The 16,668-nt window shown below is 63.6% G+C and carries 18 protein-coding genes, 1 tRNA gene and 1 pseudogene; 8 read left to right on the top strand and 12 right to left on the bottom strand.

Annotated elements, in window-relative coordinates; translation table 11 throughout:
- Positions 1 to 20: 20 nt before the first annotated feature.
- Positions 21 to 473, bottom strand: coding sequence for a TRAM domain-containing protein (locus tag D3D01_RS09145; RefSeq protein WP_121511974.1), 453 nt, complete (start codon positions 471 to 473; stop codon positions 21 to 23).
- Positions 474 to 618: 145 nt separating this feature from the next.
- On the opposite strand from D3D01_RS09145, the gene D3D01_RS09140 reads away from it, so the two are divergent.
- Together D3D01_RS09140 and D3D01_RS09135 are read left to right on the top strand one after the other, a co-directional pair.
- Positions 619 to 2,076 (top strand): hypothetical protein, encoded by a 1,458-nt coding sequence (locus D3D01_RS09140; RefSeq protein ID WP_121511973.1) that lies wholly within the window; start codon positions 619 to 621, stop codon positions 2,074 to 2,076.
- Positions 2,077 to 2,186: 110 nt separating this feature from the next.
- The gene (locus D3D01_RS09135) at positions 2,187 to 2,549 is read left to right on the top strand and encodes a group 1 truncated hemoglobin (RefSeq protein ID WP_121511972.1); all 363 of its coding nucleotides are present in this window, start codon (positions 2,187 to 2,189) and stop codon (positions 2,547 to 2,549) included.
- A 128-nt stretch (positions 2,550 to 2,677) separates the two neighbouring features.
- On the opposite strand, the gene D3D01_RS09130 is transcribed toward D3D01_RS09135, so the two are convergent.
- The 5 genes and pseudogenes from D3D01_RS09130 to D3D01_RS09110 all read right to left on the bottom strand — a co-directional run bounded on the left by D3D01_RS09130 (position 2,678) and on the right by D3D01_RS09110 (position 6,150).
- A tRNA-Arg gene (locus D3D01_RS09130) sits at positions 2,678 to 2,782 on the bottom strand.
- 54 nt (positions 2,783 to 2,836) lie between these two features.
- Complete coding sequence (locus tag D3D01_RS09125; RefSeq protein WP_121511971.1) at positions 2,837 to 3,133, bottom strand: hypothetical protein; 297 nt, start codon at positions 3,131 to 3,133, stop codon at positions 2,837 to 2,839.
- Positions 3,133 to 4,230 (bottom strand): DUF373 family protein, encoded by a 1,098-nt coding sequence (locus D3D01_RS09120; protein WP_121511970.1) that lies wholly within the window; start codon positions 4,228 to 4,230, stop codon positions 3,133 to 3,135. The genes D3D01_RS09125 and D3D01_RS09120 overlap by 1 nt, the downstream gene beginning before the upstream one ends.
- 43 nt (positions 4,231 to 4,273) lie before the next feature.
- Entirely contained in the window at positions 4,274 to 4,774 is a 501-nt protein-coding gene (locus D3D01_RS09115) for a phosphate-starvation-inducible PsiE family protein (protein ID WP_121511969.1), read from the bottom strand.
- Positions 4,775 to 4,811: 37 nt separating this feature from the next.
- Positions 4,812 to 6,150: pseudogene (locus D3D01_RS09110) on the bottom strand (MFS transporter).
- Between the two features lie 115 nt (positions 6,151 to 6,265).
- Here D3D01_RS09110 and D3D01_RS09105 point away from each other — a divergent pair.
- Both D3D01_RS09105 and D3D01_RS23675 read left to right on the top strand, forming a co-directional pair.
- Positions 6,266 to 7,294, top strand: coding sequence for a radical SAM protein (locus tag D3D01_RS09105; protein ID WP_121511968.1), 1,029 nt, complete (start codon positions 6,266 to 6,268; stop codon positions 7,292 to 7,294).
- 108 nt (positions 7,295 to 7,402) lie between these two features.
- Positions 7,403 to 8,242, top strand: a complete 840-nt coding sequence (locus tag D3D01_RS23675; protein WP_101348843.1) for a hypothetical protein — start codon at positions 7,403 to 7,405, stop codon at positions 8,240 to 8,242.
- Here the strand turns inward: D3D01_RS23675 and D3D01_RS09090 are convergent, their stop codons facing one another.
- Positions 8,243 to 8,563: a zinc ribbon domain-containing protein gene (locus tag D3D01_RS09090; RefSeq protein ID WP_101348842.1), complete on the bottom strand. Its 321-nt coding sequence runs from the start codon at positions 8,561 to 8,563 to the stop codon at positions 8,243 to 8,245. It abuts the gene before it with no gap.
- 107 nt (positions 8,564 to 8,670) lie between these two features.
- Between D3D01_RS09090 and D3D01_RS09085 the strand changes: the two genes are divergently transcribed.
- Positions 8,671 to 9,186 carry a CNNM domain-containing protein gene (locus tag D3D01_RS09085; protein ID WP_121511965.1) on the top strand — a complete coding sequence of 172 codons (516 nt, stop codon included), beginning with the start codon at positions 8,671 to 8,673 and terminating at the stop codon, positions 9,184 to 9,186.
- A gap of 3 nt (positions 9,187 to 9,189) precedes the next feature.
- On the opposite strand, the gene D3D01_RS09080 is transcribed toward D3D01_RS09085, so the two are convergent.
- The gene (locus D3D01_RS09080) at positions 9,190 to 9,564 is read right to left on the bottom strand and encodes a YccF domain-containing protein (protein ID WP_121511964.1); all 375 of its coding nucleotides are present in this window, start codon (positions 9,562 to 9,564) and stop codon (positions 9,190 to 9,192) included.
- Between the two features lie 254 nt (positions 9,565 to 9,818).
- Between D3D01_RS09080 and D3D01_RS09075 the strand changes: the two genes are divergently transcribed.
- Positions 9,819 to 12,173, top strand: a complete 2,355-nt coding sequence (locus D3D01_RS09075) for a methyl-accepting chemotaxis protein (RefSeq protein WP_121511963.1) — start codon at positions 9,819 to 9,821, stop codon at positions 12,171 to 12,173.
- A 38-nt stretch (positions 12,174 to 12,211) separates the two neighbouring features.
- On the opposite strand, the gene D3D01_RS09070 is transcribed toward D3D01_RS09075, so the two are convergent.
- Positions 12,212 to 13,303, bottom strand: a complete 1,092-nt coding sequence (locus D3D01_RS09070; RefSeq protein WP_101348838.1) for an aminopeptidase — start codon at positions 13,301 to 13,303, stop codon at positions 12,212 to 12,214.
- A 43-nt stretch (positions 13,304 to 13,346) separates the two neighbouring features.
- A complete protein-coding gene (locus D3D01_RS24825) occupies positions 13,347 to 13,472 on the bottom strand; it encodes a hypothetical protein (RefSeq protein WP_004959992.1) in 126 nt (41 codons plus the stop codon).
- Positions 13,473 to 13,631: 159 nt separating this feature from the next.
- Between D3D01_RS24825 and D3D01_RS09065 the strand changes: the two genes are divergently transcribed.
- Positions 13,632 to 14,315: a helix-turn-helix domain-containing protein gene (locus tag D3D01_RS09065; protein WP_121511962.1), complete on the top strand. Its 684-nt coding sequence runs from the start codon at positions 13,632 to 13,634 to the stop codon at positions 14,313 to 14,315.
- Between the two features lie 55 nt (positions 14,316 to 14,370).
- On the opposite strand, the gene D3D01_RS09060 is transcribed toward D3D01_RS09065, so the two are convergent.
- Entirely contained in the window at positions 14,371 to 14,880 is a 510-nt protein-coding gene (locus D3D01_RS09060) for a metallophosphoesterase (protein ID WP_101348836.1), read from the bottom strand.
- Positions 14,881 to 14,946: 66 nt separating this feature from the next.
- On the opposite strand from D3D01_RS09060, the gene D3D01_RS09055 reads away from it, so the two are divergent.
- A complete protein-coding gene (locus D3D01_RS09055; protein ID WP_101348835.1) occupies positions 14,947 to 15,918 on the top strand; it encodes a cation diffusion facilitator family transporter in 972 nt (323 codons plus the stop codon).
- Here the strand turns inward: D3D01_RS09055 and D3D01_RS09050 are convergent.
- Positions 15,897 to 16,649 (bottom strand): hypothetical protein, encoded by a 753-nt coding sequence (locus tag D3D01_RS09050; protein WP_121511961.1) that lies wholly within the window; start codon positions 16,647 to 16,649, stop codon positions 15,897 to 15,899. The two genes, D3D01_RS09055 and D3D01_RS09050, sit on opposite strands and share 22 nt — an antisense overlap.
- Between the last annotated feature and the right edge of the window lie 19 nt (positions 16,650 to 16,668).

Here is a 16,668-nt window from a genome sequence, read left to right as displayed (position 1 = left end):
AAACGGTTCGGCTGACTGGCCTAGCTGCCCCAGAAGTTGTCCCGGCTTCCGAGACGGCGGCCGTCATCGTCGGGGTCGTCGTCCGTCTCGTCGGTCTCGGTGTCGCTCTCACCGGACTCAGCTTCGGACGGCGCTTCGTCCATCTCCAGGCGCTCGATTTCCTCGGCCCGGGCGTGGTTCGAGTGGACGTTCGTCACCTTGACCAGCGAACGGGCCGGGGGGAGCACGCCGTCAACCATGATGATGAAGCCGTCCTCGGTCCGCCCGACACCGGCCCCGCTCTCGTGGATGTCCTCGACGTCGACGGTGACCTCCTCGCCCATCTTGACCGGCTGGCTCTTGAGTTCCGAGATCGGCTGGTTGTAGTGATTGCACCACTCTGCACCGCCGCGGTCGCCGTAGTGGGTACAGCCCATCCCCTGGATTCGTTCGGTGAATTTGGGACAGTCGTCTGCGAGCGGACAGTCGGCCATATCAGGGGATAACGCGGCCGCTGGCAAAACGCTTGCGACCCCGTGTCCGAGGTACACAGCCTGTTATTACCTTTGAGATTTTCACCGGCACACACTTTACCGCCACTCGCTGGTTGTCGCGTAGCATTCAGTCGCACCCAGAGCTATGAGAACGCAGCTGTTGACAGGACTGGTTTGTCTCCTTCTGGTTTGTGCGTCCCCGGTCGCCCTCGGTGTCGGATCGGGACTACCAGAGCGAGGCAGCGCTGGCGGCGACAGTTCGATTGGCGTCGAGTACGCAATCGATAGAGAGCCGAACCAGACCGGTCACGTCCGGGTAACCGCGACGATTGATCGCCCACGACACGTCACTGGACTGTCGGTGCGGACGCCAGCGGAGGCGACAGTCCACAGAGCTGACGGCCTCCAGTCCAATGGCGACCGCTGGCGTCTCAGCGGTGCTGCCAGGACAGCACGGTTGACCTACACCGTGCCGGTCGGACTCTCGACAGCGTTCGGCCGGCGGACCGCCGACACCCACAACTGGACGCTATTGGCCAGACAGGAAGTGTCACTGCGTGCCCGCTGGCGCTGGCACGTCGGGCCGCGGCCCACGTGGAACGAGTCACTCGCGCTCGCGCCCGGTCAGAGCGGTGTCGCCGGGAGGACAGCCGCCTACATCGGTCCCCACGGGACAGAAACCAAGACGGTCGATGGCGACCGAATCACGCTCATCGTCCCGGCAGCGTCGGAGCTGCGGCCCGACAGAGACGCCATTCTAGACTCTATCAGCCATGCGAAGCGTGCCTCGACTGCCGGACGGGACCACGACCACATCCGCGTGTTTGTCGCGCCGAACGAACTCGCGTCGGGCGGGTACGCCCCCTCGAACGGCGAGCCGGACGTCATCGTCAACGCCGGGGAACCCGTCCGCTCCCCGGTCAACGTCTGGGTCCACGAGTACCGCCACACCCGACAGACGTTCGAGGCGACACCGGAGATGGTGTGGCTCGAGGAGGGGAGCGCCGACTACCACACAGCGGCGCTCACCTACGCCGCGGGCGACATCGGGCAAGACCGGTTCCGGGACAGGGTCACGACCGAGCGTTACGAGACTGCGGACCTGACACGGCCCGACAACTGGGACGGCCCCGGGCCGCAGTACCACAAGGGAACGCGCGTCGTCGCAGCCATCGACGCCCGCCTCCGACAGACGACCGACGGTCGCCGGACGTTCGAAGCCGTCCTCGGCAGGCTGATGCAGCAGGACGACCGCGTCACTCTCGCGCTGTTCGCCGAGACGGTGTCAGCCGTCGCCGGGACGGACCTCGATGCATTCGTTCGGCGGGCCGTCACTGGCGACGCACCGTCGGTCCCGATGGACGCGCTCATAGATCTCAGCCCGCGACGGAGCGGGTCGGCAGACACGACCGAGCGGCCGATGAACGCCGCGCCGGCACTCGAGCGCGCCACCGCGGCGACCAGCGCCGGGGACAGGTCCGGGGCCGGCGTCGGTACTGCACGACCTGTCACCGACCGCCATGGAGAGTGGACCGTCCTCGGGACGCTCGGTATGCTGACGGTGGTGCTGGTCTCTCGCCAGCGACGGCTGGAACGGCCGTAGCTCCAGATAGGCGTCGTTCGAGCCGGGAACGTCGGCGCGGCCGCGGCGACGACCGACCCGAATATGTTCTTCCACAACCGTCATGTCGACCGCTTCCGTGCCCTCCAGCAATGGCATCACAGTCCATCTTCGAGCGGATCGGCGGTCGCGACGCGGTCGAGGCGGTGGTCTCGGATTTTTACGACCGCGTGCTTGACGACCCGCTGCTCAAACCGTACTTCGAGGAGACCGACATGGACCAACTTCGCAGCCACCAGGCGCAGTTCATCAGCGCCGTCACCGGCGGGCCGGTCGGCTACGACGGGGACGATATGCAGACCGCCCACGAGGGCATGGGGATCACAGAGGACGCCTTCGCCAGTGTCGCCTCCCATCTCGAAACCGCGCTCCGCGAGAACGGCGTCCCCGACGACGACATCGAAGCAATCCTCACCGAAGTCGCTGCCATGGAAGACGACATCGTGGAGGCGTAGCCCACCGGCGTGTCATTTTTTCATCAGAAAGGCGAGTGCGTTTCTCGACCACGAGACGAAGGCAGTGACTCCCGTGTGCGGAATCTCCTGTGTGTTTCGGCACGCTTCGGTATCGTTCAGCGGCGGGACGGGCACGGTGGGATTCGAACCCACGACCGTCGGATGTCTTCCCCCGATGGCAGCGCCAGCGGAGATAGAAGTCCGACGCTCTATCCGGACTGAGCTACGTGCCCTCGCTGTCGTCTACTTCCGGTAGTGACAAAAGAAATGCGGAACACAGTCGCCAGTCAGTCGCGGGGGTCGAGGTCTTCTTCGACATCGTCGGGCGTTGTGATGGCGTTCACGTTGCCGGTCTGAATCGCTGCCAGTCCGTCCAGACCACAGAGGGCGTCGATTTCGTCCTGTGTCGTCGAGACCAGCAGGTCGTCGAACTGGAGGCGGCGCTCGACGGTCGCGCCAGCGGCCTCCGCGGCGGCGGCAACGCGCTCGGAGTCAGCACCGTCAGCCGTTTCGAGAACCAGATCGACGAGTTCGCCGTCGACTGGGTCCGCGCGCAGACTCTCGACGGCACGAGAGACGTACATTATTCGGATGAGGGACCCCCGGGGCCTTGATTGTGCTGTTCGGGGCGGTCGAAGCGGGCCTCCGCGACGGCAAAGGCCAGCGTGCTGACCAGCCCGAGCAGCGTCCCGCCAGTGAGCATTACGGCGAGATACTCCAAGTCCTGGGTGCCGAGGAAGAAGGCGCTGACGGCGTGTAACACGAGGGCGATCGAGAAGACGTAGAAGGGGGCGTTGAGGTATCGCCACCGGAAGCTCCCGTCGAGATACTCGTCGGTCACCCGGCCGAGGCTGGAGGTGATGCCGGCGGCGGCGAACCACTGGATTGCGCCCGACACCAGCGACGCGATGACTTCGAGTGCATCGGGGTCCGTCTGGCGTCCGAGTTCCTGAACGCCGTTGACGCCGCCGATAGCAAGCAGTGCGGCCGCAACGACGTAGGTGATAATCGTCACGCGCCCGGCGTACAGTCCGGCGGTCGTTCGCTCGACCGCTTCGTCCAGTATCTTCTCGGCACCGAGGCCTCGGGCGAGGATATAGAGTCCGAGCAGGCCGGAGATGACACCGAGCGCAGAGCCGGGGTAGCCCAGCGCTTCAATAGCGATTGTCAACGGGTAGATGAGCAGGAGAATACCCAGCGGCACCAGAATCGTGCCGCGGGTTTCCGGGTCGTCAAGCACCTGCTTGATGGTGTAGTACATCGATTCGAGATTCTGGGCCTGCCGGACGACGACGCGGCGGACGCCGTCGATGCGAACCCGCGAGCGGATAACGGGGACCACCGACTCGTCCTGTGCGCCGTCGGTGACGAGGAGTGCCCGGACATCCTCACTGGCCGCCAGCGACGCGAGAACAGTATCGACCTCCTCGCCGACCGCGCGGTTGGCGGCGACATCGCTCCCGTCGACGCCGGTGACGGCCGCGACTTCGACCGGCTCGTCGGTGATGTCGTCGTAGATGTGAACGCCCTCGAAGAGGACGTTCACGTCGGAGTCCTCCGGGTCGTTCGAGGCCAGCGCCACCGCTGCGTCCACGACGGCATCGCGCCCGATGACGGGCGTCTCGATGCCGGTCTTGCGGCCGAGGTCGTCGTCGAGGTCGATACACAGCACCAGCAGCATCTGTCGGCGCTACGCCGTCTGTGTTTAACTTCTTTCGGGACCGCTACCCCGGTTCCGTCGACGGCCCACGGGTCCGGCGCTCGACGAGCAACAGCGCCGCGAGGCCGAGGATGATGAGCGTGTACGCCCCGGCAGCGAGGAGAGCGGCCTGTTCAGAGCTGTACTCGCCGGTGCGGAAAATGATGGCCTTCCGGACCATGGCGATGACGCCCGTGTAGATGACCAAGCGGACGATGCGCCGGGTCTCGCTCTCTTGTGTGTAGGCGACGACGGTCTGGTACACCTCGACGATAATAAACAGGAGGAGAGCAGTGTCGATGAAGCCAACGACGACCAGCGGGTCGGTGATATCTCCCCGGGCGGCGCTCTGGAATATCTGCAGCCCCAGGTCGAACACGCCGATGGCAAAGAGCAGGACGAGCACCAGCGCCGCGACCACCTCGACGTAGCGGATGGCCGTTTCGCTGTAGCCCAGCACCCTGTCGTCGAGTGTCTCCGCTTTCGGTAGCGTCCCGCCGACGGGGTCGGCCTCCTCATCATCCATACACACGAAACGAACCCCAGCCCATTCAAAGCGGTCCCTATCTGGCGTGGCCCGGGTCTGACGGTCGCGGCTCGTAAGCCTCCGGTGTCGTTCCCAGTCTGGCAACGAGCCACAGCACCGGGAGCAACAGGACGCTGCCGACGACGAACGGCGACCAGTAGCCGACGGCGAAGTACAGCCCACCCATGACCGGCGGCCCGACGGTCCGGGCGAGGCTGCCGGCCCCCTGCGTGATACCGAAGGCGCTCCCCTGGACGGCTGCGCCGGCCCGCTGGGAGACCAACGCCGTCAGCGTTACCGAGAGGATACCGTTGCCAAGCGGCAGCAGCGTCAGTACGAACAGGAGGCCGAGCAGGTCGGCGGTGAGAAACGGAACGAGTGCGGTCAGGTCGGGCAGGACCGAGCCGATGGCCCGCGAGGTCGGGATGGCACCGACGCCGACGACGAGCAGGCCGGTCCCGAAAAGCGAGAGTCGAACCGGGCTGTAGCGGGCCGAGAGCCGCCCGACCAGGACGCCCTAGGTGACGACCGCGAGGACGCCGATGTAGGTCAACAGGAGCGCGCTCTGGGCCGCGGTGTAGCCGTAGATGTCGGCGACGTAGGGGACGAACATCACTTGCACGCCCGAGAAGGCAAAGGAGACGAGAAAGAAGGCCGCCAGCAACGGGCGAAGGCCGAGGGTCGCCACCGCTGTCCGGAGCTGTGAGAGCGCCGAGGGGCGGCCGGTCGCCGTCGCGGTCCCCGACGGGCCTGGATTCGGGGAGAAACAGGAGGGCGACGACGACGCCACAGAGGCTCGCGGCCGCGGCGGCGAAGCTCGGGAGAGAGAACCGGGAGACGGGAACGGCCGCCGGCACGAGCGCGTCGACGGCGGCGACCGTGGCGTCGAAGCTCAACACCGCGCCGATGCCGGGGCCGAAGATGAACCCCAGACCGAAGGCGGCTCCGATGAACCCCAGCGCCGCGGCGCGTCGCTCCGGCGGCGTCACGTTGGCCACGTAGGCCTGGGCCGTCGAGAGGTTCCCGCCCATCGCGCCGGCGAACATCCGGGAGACGAACAGCAGCCACAGCGCGTCGGCCAGCCCGAACACCGTCCACGCGACGACGGAGCCACACAGCGACACCACAAGCACCGGGCGGCGGCCCGCGCGGTCGGACAGCGAGCCAAGTAGCGGCGCGAAGACGAACTGCATCGCGGAGTAGGAGGCCGCGAGCAATCCGATGACGAACTCCGTCCCGCCCGGGAACGACCGGGTGTAGTACGGGAGTATGGGGATGACGATGCCAAAGCCCAGCAAATCCAAGAAAACGACGAAGAAAACGACCGCAAGGGCGCGGCGTTGGGACCCGGTGCTTGTGGTCCCGGTGTCTGTCATACCAGCCCCTGCGTCGGGACGGCGGATAAGCGCGCCGGGGCCGGGCCGTGGGCTCATCTCGCACGCCGAGCACGATGCGCACGCTTTTTCCCGCTGGGAGCGGTGGCTAGAGACAATGATTTCCGAGGGCTGCGAACAGTGCGCCAAAGGCGGCAAGATGGTGCTGTTCGTCTACGGCTACTGCGACCAGCGAGACTGCTTCTACTGTCCCCTCGGGGAGAACCGCAAGAACGTCACCCAGATGTACGCCAACGAGCGGCCCGTCGAGGACGATTCGGACGTCATCGAGGAGGCAAAGCGCATGAGCGCGCTTGGCACCTCGATCACAGGCGGCGAGCCGCAGGAAGTCCTCGACCGGACCTGTCACTATCTGGAACTGCTGAAAGACGAGTTCGGCGAGGACCACCACACGCACCTCTACACCGGTATCACCGGCGGCCGCGAGAACATGCGCCGCCTCTCGGAAGCCGGCCTCGACGAGATTCGCTTCCACCCGCCCTTAGAGCAGTGGGGCGACCTCCACGGGACCGAGTGGGAGGACATCCTCTACATCGCCCGCGAGGAGGGGCTGACCCCCGCCTTCGAGATCCCGGGCATCCGCGCCGAGGAGGAGTTCCTCGAATTCTTAGACGAGGGCGCGGCCGACTTCTGTAACATCAACGAGTTCGAGATGTCCGACGGGAACTACCGCCGGATGCAGGAGGAAGGCTTCGAACTGAAAGAGGACCACATGAGCGCCGTCGAGGGGTCCCACGACATCCTCGAGAAAATGGGCGACCACGAGAAGGTGTACTTCTGTACGAGCGTCTTCAAGGACGCCGCCCAGCACCGCTCGCGGCTCAAGCGGATGGCTCGAAACATCCGGCGTCCGTTCGACGACGTGACCGAGGACGGGACGCTCGTCTACGGGAAGGCGTGGACCTCCGAGGCGCGGCTGGAGGCACTCGGCGTCCCCGAAGAGTACTACACTGTCAAATCCGAGCACGTCGAGCTGGCCTGGTGGCTGCTTGAGGAAATGGTCGAAGAGGGCGACCTCGACAAGGGCGAAATCGTCGAGCAGTACCCGACCTACGACGGGACGGTCGTCGAGCGGACACCGCTGGCCGGCGGCGCGGATAGCGGGCGGGCAACTGCGGACGATTAGCAAGCCACCCCGTGGTTCGTTGCAGCGTGCCTGAGAGAGTCCGAAAGAGACGTTGTGCTGTCAGGACGTGGGTTTATGTCCCGTCTCAGAGAAGTGAGGGTACGCTCGATGCGCTTTGGTATCGACAGCGGCAAACTCCTGTACGCACTCGGTGTCCTGTTCGCCGCGGCTGCGCTCCTGTATTTTGTCCGTGATGTCGTGTTCGACCTCTCGATAACCGTGAAAGCGGCGCTGCTGTTGCTGGCCTTTATCGCACTTTTCGTTGCGGGTGTAGCCCTCGAACGAGACGTACTTGACGTCGTTGCCTTCGCCCTCAGTGGGGTGACCTACGTCGTGTTCGTCGGCTACGTCGTCGTTCGGTATTCGCCCGGCGAGACGGGAACGTTCCTGTTGCTCGCCATGTCCGCGGGACTGTTCGTCGGGCTCGGCTACGCGCTCCGGGCAGGGATTCCGACGCCGTCGCAGCGAACGGCGGCGGCCGCCCTCGGCGGCCTCCTCATCGTGAGTGCTGGACTCGTGGGTGCCGACGCGCTCAGCGGCGGGGTGGCCTACGATGTGCAGACAAACGAGTCGGTCACCGTGTCGGTCCCGGAGACGGAACACACCCCGAACAGGTACCCGTACATCGAGGCAGAGGTCGGGACCGTTACCGCGTCGAACCCCTCTCCGTTTCTGCGGGCGCTAGATCTCCCCTCACTTTCGGGCTGTCTGGTCGGCCCGACAGAACATCCGGATGACAGCGTGTTCATAAACACCGATATCAAGTGGGACGAGGACACTATCGGCGCTTCGGCGACAAAGTCCTACGCCGTCAGGGCTGAGTTACCGATTGACCCGAACCGGACGGAGTCACAAACGTACGCCATCGAACAGGGACACGACTGCAGTACGGAGCGCTCTGAGCCAACGCTGGTGGTGCAGGTCAGCCAGAGCGACACGATAGACTGACTACTCCAGTTCTGTGAGACACTCCTGACAGTAGCTGGCGTCTTCCATGTTCGGCGTGCCGCAGGTGGCACAGGTTACGACTGACAGACTGGTCTCCGACAGCGGCGACGACTCATCGTCAAGGATTGCGTCGGCCGGCCAGTCAGGGCCAGTCAGCGACTGGTCCTGCATCTCGGCGTGTTGGTGGACCTGCTGAATGAGTTCGTCGTCACGCATCGCTTCGAGGCCGCGCCATAGCCCCAGAAACAGCAGCGTCGGCGCGACGATGACGAATAGGCCAGCGATGACGCGCAACGCCAGTTCCACCTGGCCGAGTGCCATATGCTCACAATGAACTGGACAGTCGAGTATCCTTCGCCGCATCTGTCGGCTTGCGGGCCGTCAAACGGCGTCGACGCCTTCTTGCCTCGTCTCGCTGAAGGCGGGGTATGAGTGGTCCTATCGTGGCAGTCGGTAGCGTCCTCGCTGTGGTCTTGCTTCTCGGACTGAGCGCGTTCTTTTCCAGTTCGGAGATAGCAGTGTTTTCGCTGCAAAAAGACTGGATAGCACAACAGGCAGCGACGGGGGAACGACGGGCGCAGGTGCTGCAGGAACTGTACGATAACCCCCACCGACTACTGGTGACGCTGTTGGTCGGCAACAACATCGTCAACATCGCGATTTCGAGCATCATCACCGTCCTCGTCGCGAGCTATCTCTCGCCCGGACCGGCGGTCGTTGCAACCACGGTCGTGACGAGCGTCCTCATCCTGATTTTCGGGGAGATCGTGCCCAAGGCGTTCGGCCTCGGCAACGCACAGGCGTGGGCACTAACTGTCGCGTCGCCCGTCCGACTCGTCGAGCGCGTACTCTCTTCGCTTATCACCGTGTTCGATGGCATCACTGGCCGGATAACCGCACTCATCACCGGTGAAACAGACATCGAAAAGCCGTATCTGGAATGACCGTCAGTACTGGTACAGCGAAACGACGAGCGGGAGTCTGTTGTACATCCAGATTGCCAGCGGCAGGCCGACGATTGTCAACGACAGCGCGTACGCGACACCGGTCCAGACGCCACTGGCCCACCAGCCAACGAAGACGAACCAGATCGCCCGGACGAGCAGTGAGTGCTGCGAGCCGCCGGCACTCTCCGTGACGAGCCGATCACGTCGCTTGAGCGTCAGCACCAGCGGCACCTTGTTTATCATTTTGATGCCCAGCGGGAGGCCGATGATTGTGACGTTCAGGAACCACGCGACTGAAAGCCAGATGCCGGTCACCCACCAGCCGACGAGCAGGAACCACACCGCCCTGACGAAGAGGGACCGCTGTTCACTCATATCGGCACTACCATACCTGCCAGCATAAGTCTCCGGTTCGAAGGGAGACGACTGTGGTAACACCGCACCGCCGATATTGAATCTGAAACTGGGGCGGCGGCCAGGAATGTCAGCACATCGGACAAGCAGTTACAGATAGTGACATTTCAGCCCACAAATCGCCGATTTCCCGGGCAAATCATTCGTATATGCCTCTGTCAGTATCTCTATATATCTCGTAGTTTTTTGTACGATAACTGGAAATCGCCGGACGAATGGTAAGCCGAGATGCCCGCCCCCGAATCGCCCACCTCGTCCCGGCCGCTGTGCGAGAGAGTTTCGTCCGGAAGTTCGTGGCCGCAGTGCTGGTGGCGGTCCTGGTTGCCGGCGGAATCGGGGCAGTGTTTTACACCGATACGACGCGAACGCTCGACCAGCGAGTGGAGACACAGGTCGTCTCGACCGCCGAGTTACAGGCTGACGGGCTCGACAACTGGGTCGATGGCTTCCGACGTCAGACCCAGACGCTCTCGTCGGTCAAGGAGTTCCAGAACGGGCAACCGAGCGTCATCAGGGACTACCTCCTGCTGGAATCGAGCGACCTCACCTCGGAGTTCGTCGCCGTCCACTACGTGCAAGCCTCGGACGGCACGGTCGAGGCGAGCACCGCGAGCGGGGTCCGCGGGGAGACACTTGCATCCCTCAACGTTCCATGGGGGTCGGAGATGGCAGCTATCGACAACGAGACAGATACGTCCGGGACTGTCGTTGTCCCAGAAGAGCCCTACAAGTCGCCGGTAACAAACGACAGCGTCCTGGCGTTCGTCAGCTCCGCGCCGCAGAACACGGAACACGTCATCGTCGTCGAGGCGAACCTCTCCGCGCGTACCGAATCGTTCCGTGGGTCGCTGGCCGACAGCGAGACGGCGATTCTCGGACCGGAGGGAACGGCTGTCGTCGGCAACAGTATACCGGGCGAGACCGTCACTACGGTCACACGCGAGGGCGGCAACGGCTTTACCCAGTCATCGGAGACAGTGTACGGGTATTCGAGCCTCGACAGCATCCGGTGGACGGTCGTGACACAAGTGCCTGCATCGAGCGCCTATGCCCTCCGTAACCAGATTGCGACCAGTCTCCTCCTGACGCTCATCTCCGCAATAGTGATCCTCGGCGGCGTGACCGTTGCGATGAGCAGGCGCTCGGCGACAGCTCTCTCTGAACTCGCAACGACGGCCGACGAGATGCGCGCAGGCACCCTCGACGTGACGCTCGAGACATCTCGGTCCGACGAAATCGGACAGCTGTTCACCGCCTTCGACGAGATGGGGCAGTCGCTCCGCGAGCAGATCGCTGACGCGGAGGCGGCCAGGGAGAACGCCGAATCCGCCAGAGAAGAGGCCGAGTCGGCGAAAGAAGAGGCAGAAGCGGCTCGCAAAGCCGCGGAGACACTCAGCGATAGGCTCCAGAACCGCGCCGAAGACTACGCCGAGGTCATGGCTGCGTGCGCCGACGGCGACCTGACAGCACGGATGTCGTCCGACGCTGACGCCGAGTCGATGGCCCGGATCGCAACAGCCTACAACGACCTGCTCGACGAGTGGGAAGACACCATCCGCGAGGTCCGAGCGTTCAGTGAGGCCGTCGACACCGCAACCGAGACCGTCTCGGAGAACGTCGACGCAGTTCAGGACCGCAGTACCAGCGTGAAATCCTCGGCCGCAGAGATGGCCGACGGGGCAGAGACGCAGTCGGAGAAGCTCGAAACCGTCTGGACGGAACTCGAAGACCTTTCGGCGACTGTCGAGGAGGTGTCCACCGCCGCTGACACGGTCAGAGACCGGGCTGACGAAGCGCTCAGCCGGTCACAAAGCGGACGAGCTGCTGCCGAGCGCGCGGCGACGGCGCTCGACGAGATCGAACGGTCGACAGACCAGACTGTCACACAGGTCGAAGCACTCGACGCACTGATGGGTGAAATCGAATCCGTTACCGACCTCATCACTGACATCGCCGACCAGACGACGATGCTCGCGCTGAACGCCAACATCGAGGCCGCCCGAGCCGGAAGTGAAGGCGATGGCGACGGCTTTGCTGTCGTTGCCGACGAGGTGAAAGCGCTCGCCGACGAGACGGTGACAGCGACCGACGATATCGAGGCCGCTATCGGCGAGATGCGTCAGCAGGTCGAGCGCACTGTCGACGAGATGCACGCCACACAGTCGAAAGTCGACACTGGAACCGAGACGGTCGGCGATGCCCTCGATGCGTTCGACGACATCGTCGGCGACATCGAGGATGCGACCAGCGGGATGCGAGAGATCGACCGCGCGACAGACGAGCAGGCTGAGTCGACACAGGAGGTCGTCTCGATGGTTGAAGGGGTCGGCGACATCAGCGACGACACGGCTGTCGAAGCGGCCGCCGTCGCCGACGCGGCGACCGAGCAGGTCGAGGCCGTCGATGACGTCGAGTCATCCGTCGCGAACCTCTCCGACCGCGCCACCGACCTCGGGCAGTTGCTGGAAACGTTCACCGTCGACGAATCCGACACTATCGACAGTGGGACTGACGTGTTCGAGACGGCCGTCGAGGACCGAACGGGAGCAGAGTCGACAGGGGACGACTGAGCCGTCAACGTCCAGCAGCCGATAGCCGCGGTCGGTACTCAGTCCTCAAATCCGTCCTCAAAGACGAACGTCCCGTTCCGCTGGACGACTTCGCCATCGACTTCGATGAACGAGTCCTCGCTCATATCGACAATCATGTCCACGTGGACGGCGGACTCGTTTTGTTCGTTGTCCTCGCCGACAGTGGCGTCGTAAGCTCGTCCTACCGCCATATGGACGGTGTCGCCCATCTTTTCGTCGAACAGCATATTGTAGGAGAACTGGTCGATATCCCGGTTCATTCCGATACCCAGTTCGCCGAGTCGGCTCGCGCCGTCATCGGTTGACAGCACCTCTGTCAGGAGGTCCTCGTTCTTCGCGGCGCTGTGCTCGACGACTTCGCCGTCCTCGAAGCGAAGGAAGACATCAGTCACTTCCCGGCCCTGGTGGTACAGCGGCTTGTCGAACAGCACCTCGCCCTCGACGCTGTCTGGGACCGGTGCGGTGAACACCTCGCCGCCGGGAAGGTTCTTTTCGCCGTAATCGTTGAGCGTCTCGTTACCGGCGACGGACATCGTCACGTCCGTTGTCTCCCCGGAAACGATGCGGACTTCGTCGGCGGGGTCGAGTATCTCGACCATCTGTGACTGGTGCTCGCGAACGGCGTCCCAGTCTTTGAGGACAGCATCCCAGACGAAGTTCTCGTACCCTTCCGTGGACGTCTGGGCGAGCTGGGCGTTGGCGGGCGCAGGGTATTGCGTGAGACACCAGGTCTTCGAGAGCCGCTCGTTCAGGAGCGGCTGCTGGGACTGCTGATAGGCGGCCGTCGTTTCGGGGTCGACGTCGCTGGTCTCGGTGACATTGTCGCTCCCCTTGATGGCGATGTACGCGTCCATCTCCTCGTACAGCGCCTCGACGTGGCTCGGCGTCTCGAACTCGTCCCGGTTGCGGAGGTAGGCGCGACGGAACCGCTCGCCGAGGCGGTCCTGCACGACAAGCGGATTTGCGCCGCGGTCAGCAGCGAACTCGTGTAGCGCCGTAACGAGATCCGCAGCCTGTGGGTGCGCGTCGATAACGAGGTTGTCGCCTTCGCTCAAATCGATAGAGTGGTCGACAATGACTTCCGCGTGTTCGCGGATACGTGGGTCCATACAGATAGGCACCACCGACGCCCCCTAATCGTTACCCTCCCGGCTACTTCTTCTTGCTCTGCTGGAACCCTTCTTTGAAGCCCTGGAAGGTCCGCCGGAGCATCAGATACATGAAGAAAAAAAACAGGAGCACAGCAGCGAGGAGTGCGTATGTGAGCAGGTCGGCCATACCGGCGGTTGTCGAGCCGAGATAAAAATGCTTTCGGGAGGATCGCCTTCGGGCGTCTACCGGTCGATTTTGGAGGGTAAAATACGGGTTTGACCGATAGCTACAACGGTCACTGTGCTTTGGCAAAGACTCATAATCCCATAGAACATACAGATAGTCATGTCGTTGCTGCCCTCTCGGGACCCGGCGACCCCGGACGCCGAACCCCGAGTCATCGGTGTCGACAGTGATGATGCGGACGACGTGCTGTCGGCACTCTCGGCAGAGACAGCGCGCAATTTACTGTCAGAACTAAACAAGGAGCCGGCACCGCCGTCAGAGCTGGCCGACCGGGTGGATACGTCGCTGCAGAACGCACAGTATCACCTGAAGAAACTGAAAAACGCCGGCGCGGTCGAGGTCGTCGATACGGCGTACTCCGAGAAGGGACGCGAGATGGACGTGTTCGCGCCGGCCAACCAGCCACTCGTTATCTGTGCCGGTGACGAACAAGAAACGTCGGGACTCCGGGCGGCGCTGGCGAACATTATCGGCGGTTTCGCTATCATCGGCTTCGCAAGCCTGCTGGTCCAGCAAGTGTTCGGGAGCGGGCAGGGAACGCTGTTTGGCGGCCCGACAGTGTCATCCGGGAGTGCGGACACTGGCAGCCGGGACCCGAGTTTTTACGCCGAGAACGCGACTGTGACCGACGGCGGCTTCGAGGCTACTGCGGGTGCACTCGACACTGCCGCACAGGGCGGTGCCGAGGCCGCTGCCACCGTGATTCCGCCGGGCCTTGCGTTCTTCGCTGGCGGCGCATTTGTCATCGCGGGCATGGCGGCGCTGTGGTATATCCGGCAGTAACCGCCTGCAACCGGTTTGCTCCGGTATTACCACAATTAGCGTCGCTACGATACGCTCACCGATTGACGATAGTCGTCGAAATCGGCGTCCCGTCCGGGGAGCGAAGGCGGACGCGAACGTCGCCAGCCATCACGTCCAGTTCCGCGTGGGCCGGTTGATAGCGCCGCGGGTCGGCGTAGCTACCCGGATTGACCAGCGTCCAGCCGCCAAAATCGGTCAGTACGGGTTTGTGTGAGTGACCGACGACGACGATGTCGGCCGCCTCCTGTCGGGCCAGCATGCCGAGTGCGGTTTCGGTGTGCTCGTGCCCGTGGACAACGACGATGGTCAGCCCTTCCCAAGAGACGGTCGCAACGTCTGGGAGTCGATCACGGACCGGTGGTCTGTCGTTGTTCCCGACAACGCCGGTCAGTTCGTCGCATTCGGCCTCGATGGCATCGAGGACCTGCTCAGTCATGAAATCGCCTGCATGGAGAACATGGTCGGCGTCGCGGACAGCGGCAAGCGTCCGACCTGTCAGCCGGTGGTCCTCCGTTCCGTGCGTGTCTGAGATAGCAGTGAGCATACTGACGGTAGCGGGGCCAGCTATAAATCCAGAAGCATTTTGCGTTACGGTCGTGACGGAAAAATAATGGCAGGGAGTAAATCAGTCGTCATCGCCGCACTGATAGCCAACGGCGCGATTGCGATTCTGAAGTTCTTCGGCTTCCTTCTCACGGGGAGTGCCGCGATGCTGTCGGAGACGTACCACAGCATCTCAGACACCGGGAATCAGGTGTTTCTACTCATCGGGATTCGGTTCAGCGAACGGGAGCGCGACCGCCGTCATCCTTTCGGGTACGGCAAGGCACAGTTCTTCTATAGCTTCCTCGTCTCCGTGTTCCTGTTCGGCATCGCCGGCTGGGAGAGCGCGAAACACGGCTGGAACGAGCTCACGGCCGGCGGCCACGGCGGTGGTGGACACGCCGGCGAGGCCGTCGAGTTCCTGTTTTTCTCCTTCCAGCCCCCGGCGTGGCTGGACCCGCTGTGGGTCAACTACACCGTCCTCCTCGGTGCGTTCGTGTTTGAGACGTACGCACTGGTGAAGGCCCGCGCGGAGATGCAGCGACAGATAGACCGCAACGACTGGTCGGGATACCGCGAGGCGTTCCGCAAGACCAGCGACGTGACGACGCTGACCGCCCTGACCGAGGACGCCATCGCACTCGCGGGGATCGTCATCGCGCTGGTCGGCCTGTTCCTCGAGCAGCAGACCGGTAACCCCTTCTTCGACCGGGTTTCCGCACTACTCATCGGGATTATGCTGATGGGCTTCGCCCTGGCACTGGCCTGGGAGAACAAGCGGCTCCTGCTGGGGGAGAGTCTCCCGACGGACGAGGAACAGCGCCTCCGTGAGGTTGTCATGCAGAACGAACACGTGGACGAAATTATCGGCTTCCGGACGGTCTACTTCGGGCCGAACGAGGTCATCGTTTTCGCAGACCTGCAGTTCGACCCGGCACTGGACACGGAGTCGATAGACGACGAGATAACGGCGCTGGAATCGGCGATGCAGGACACCAACGACGACATCAGGAAAGCCTACGTCGAGCCGGAACTGTAAGGGTCGTTGTCTTCGAGCCACCACGGAATCGGGACGCGGGCGATATCGGTTGTGACCGTCATCGTCGTGTCGATATCCGGCCGCTCCGGCCGCTGTTCAGTGTGTTCGACATGTCTGATTACTCCCTGTCGGTCGACGTACAGCCGTGACCGCACGACCGCGGATTCGTTTTCGGCGGTTGGTGTCTCGACCGCATTCGTTGCGGCCAGGACAGCGACAGGCCGTCCGTTCCGCTGGACGGACGCCACCGTCCGATACGCAGTGTTCGACAGGAGCCGTCGAAGCAGGTCAACGCCGGGCGGCGAGGCGACAAGCGACGTGTTCGGCGTCGCTGGCGTGGTGGCGTACGGCGTATCGGGGTCGTCCCGGACGTTCGTGTACAGCGTCCCGTCGGCGAGGACCACGTCGTCCGATATCGGACCGAACCGCTGTCTGACCCGCTGGATGCCTCGTTGACGGTCGATCCAGACGTCGAGCGTGTTCTGTGGCCCGGCCTGTTCGACGTGTCGATGGAAGTTCCGGGTCGCGAGCGCCTGCTCGTGGCGGTCGAGCAGTCGGTCCACGTCGACCCTCCCGTCGCTGGTCGGGACTGTGACCGTCGCCTCCGGTGTGTTAGTGGGGACTGGCGCTGGCGTCACCGGGTCGCTGTCGTCCGCCGACGGGCCAGCCGGGAGGAAGCCGGAACACCCCGCGAGAAGGGCAATACCGACGGCGAGCGTGACACGCCACATGTGTCTCTTGAGGAACGCT

Source organism: Haloarcula sp. Atlit-7R, from assembly GCF_003666065.1.
Taxonomy (GTDB): Archaea; Halobacteriota; Halobacteria; order Halobacteriales; family Haloarculaceae; genus Haloarcula; species Haloarcula taiwanensis.
The sequence above is the reverse complement of the archived record's forward strand: the minus strand, read 5'-3'. Positions and strand labels throughout refer to the sequence as shown.

Excerpts from the sequence above, each read along its gene's own strand:
- D3D01_RS09140 (WP_121511973.1), top strand. The coding sequence starts at position 619 with ATGAGAACGCAGCTGTTGACAGGACTGGTTTGTCTCCTTCTGGTTTGT.
- D3D01_RS09105 (WP_121511968.1), top strand. The coding sequence starts at position 6,266 with ATGATTTCCGAGGGCTGCGAACAGTGCGCCAAAGGCGGCAAGATGGTG.
- D3D01_RS09125 (WP_121511971.1), bottom strand. The coding sequence starts at position 3,133 with ATGTACGTCTCTCGTGCCGTCGAGAGTCTGCGCGCGGACCCAGTCGAC.
- D3D01_RS09120 (WP_121511970.1), bottom strand. The coding sequence starts at position 4,230 with ATGCTGCTGGTGCTGTGTATCGACCTCGACGACGACCTCGGCCGCAAG.
- D3D01_RS09060 (WP_101348836.1), bottom strand. The coding sequence starts at position 14,880 with ATGCTCACTGCTATCTCAGACACGCACGGAACGGAGGACCACCGGCTG.
- D3D01_RS09050 (WP_121511961.1), bottom strand. The coding sequence starts at position 16,649 with ATGTGGCGTGTCACGCTCGCCGTCGGTATTGCCCTTCTCGCGGGGTGT.
- D3D01_RS09085 (WP_121511965.1), top strand. The coding sequence starts at position 8,671 with ATGAGTGGTCCTATCGTGGCAGTCGGTAGCGTCCTCGCTGTGGTCTTG.
- D3D01_RS23675 (WP_101348843.1), top strand. The coding sequence starts at position 7,403 with ATGCGCTTTGGTATCGACAGCGGCAAACTCCTGTACGCACTCGGTGTC.
- D3D01_RS09075 (WP_121511963.1), top strand. The coding sequence starts at position 9,819 with ATGGTAAGCCGAGATGCCCGCCCCCGAATCGCCCACCTCGTCCCGGCC.
- D3D01_RS09145 (WP_121511974.1), bottom strand. The coding sequence starts at position 473 with ATGGCCGACTGTCCGCTCGCAGACGACTGTCCCAAATTCACCGAACGA.
- D3D01_RS09070 (WP_101348838.1), bottom strand. The coding sequence starts at position 13,303 with ATGGACCCACGTATCCGCGAACACGCGGAAGTCATTGTCGACCACTCT.
- D3D01_RS09090 (WP_101348842.1), bottom strand. The coding sequence starts at position 8,563 with ATGGCACTCGGCCAGGTGGAACTGGCGTTGCGCGTCATCGCTGGCCTA.
- D3D01_RS09055 (WP_101348835.1), top strand. The coding sequence starts at position 14,947 with ATGGCAGGGAGTAAATCAGTCGTCATCGCCGCACTGATAGCCAACGGC.
- D3D01_RS09135 (WP_121511972.1), top strand. The coding sequence starts at position 2,187 with ATGGCATCACAGTCCATCTTCGAGCGGATCGGCGGTCGCGACGCGGTC.
- D3D01_RS09065 (WP_121511962.1), top strand. The coding sequence starts at position 13,632 with ATGTCGTTGCTGCCCTCTCGGGACCCGGCGACCCCGGACGCCGAACCC.
- D3D01_RS09080 (WP_121511964.1), bottom strand. The coding sequence starts at position 9,564 with ATGAGTGAACAGCGGTCCCTCTTCGTCAGGGCGGTGTGGTTCCTGCTC.
- D3D01_RS24825 (WP_004959992.1), bottom strand. The coding sequence starts at position 13,472 with ATGGCCGACCTGCTCACATACGCACTCCTCGCTGCTGTGCTCCTGTTT.
- D3D01_RS09115 (WP_121511969.1), bottom strand. The coding sequence starts at position 4,774 with ATGGATGATGAGGAGGCCGACCCCGTCGGCGGGACGCTACCGAAAGCG.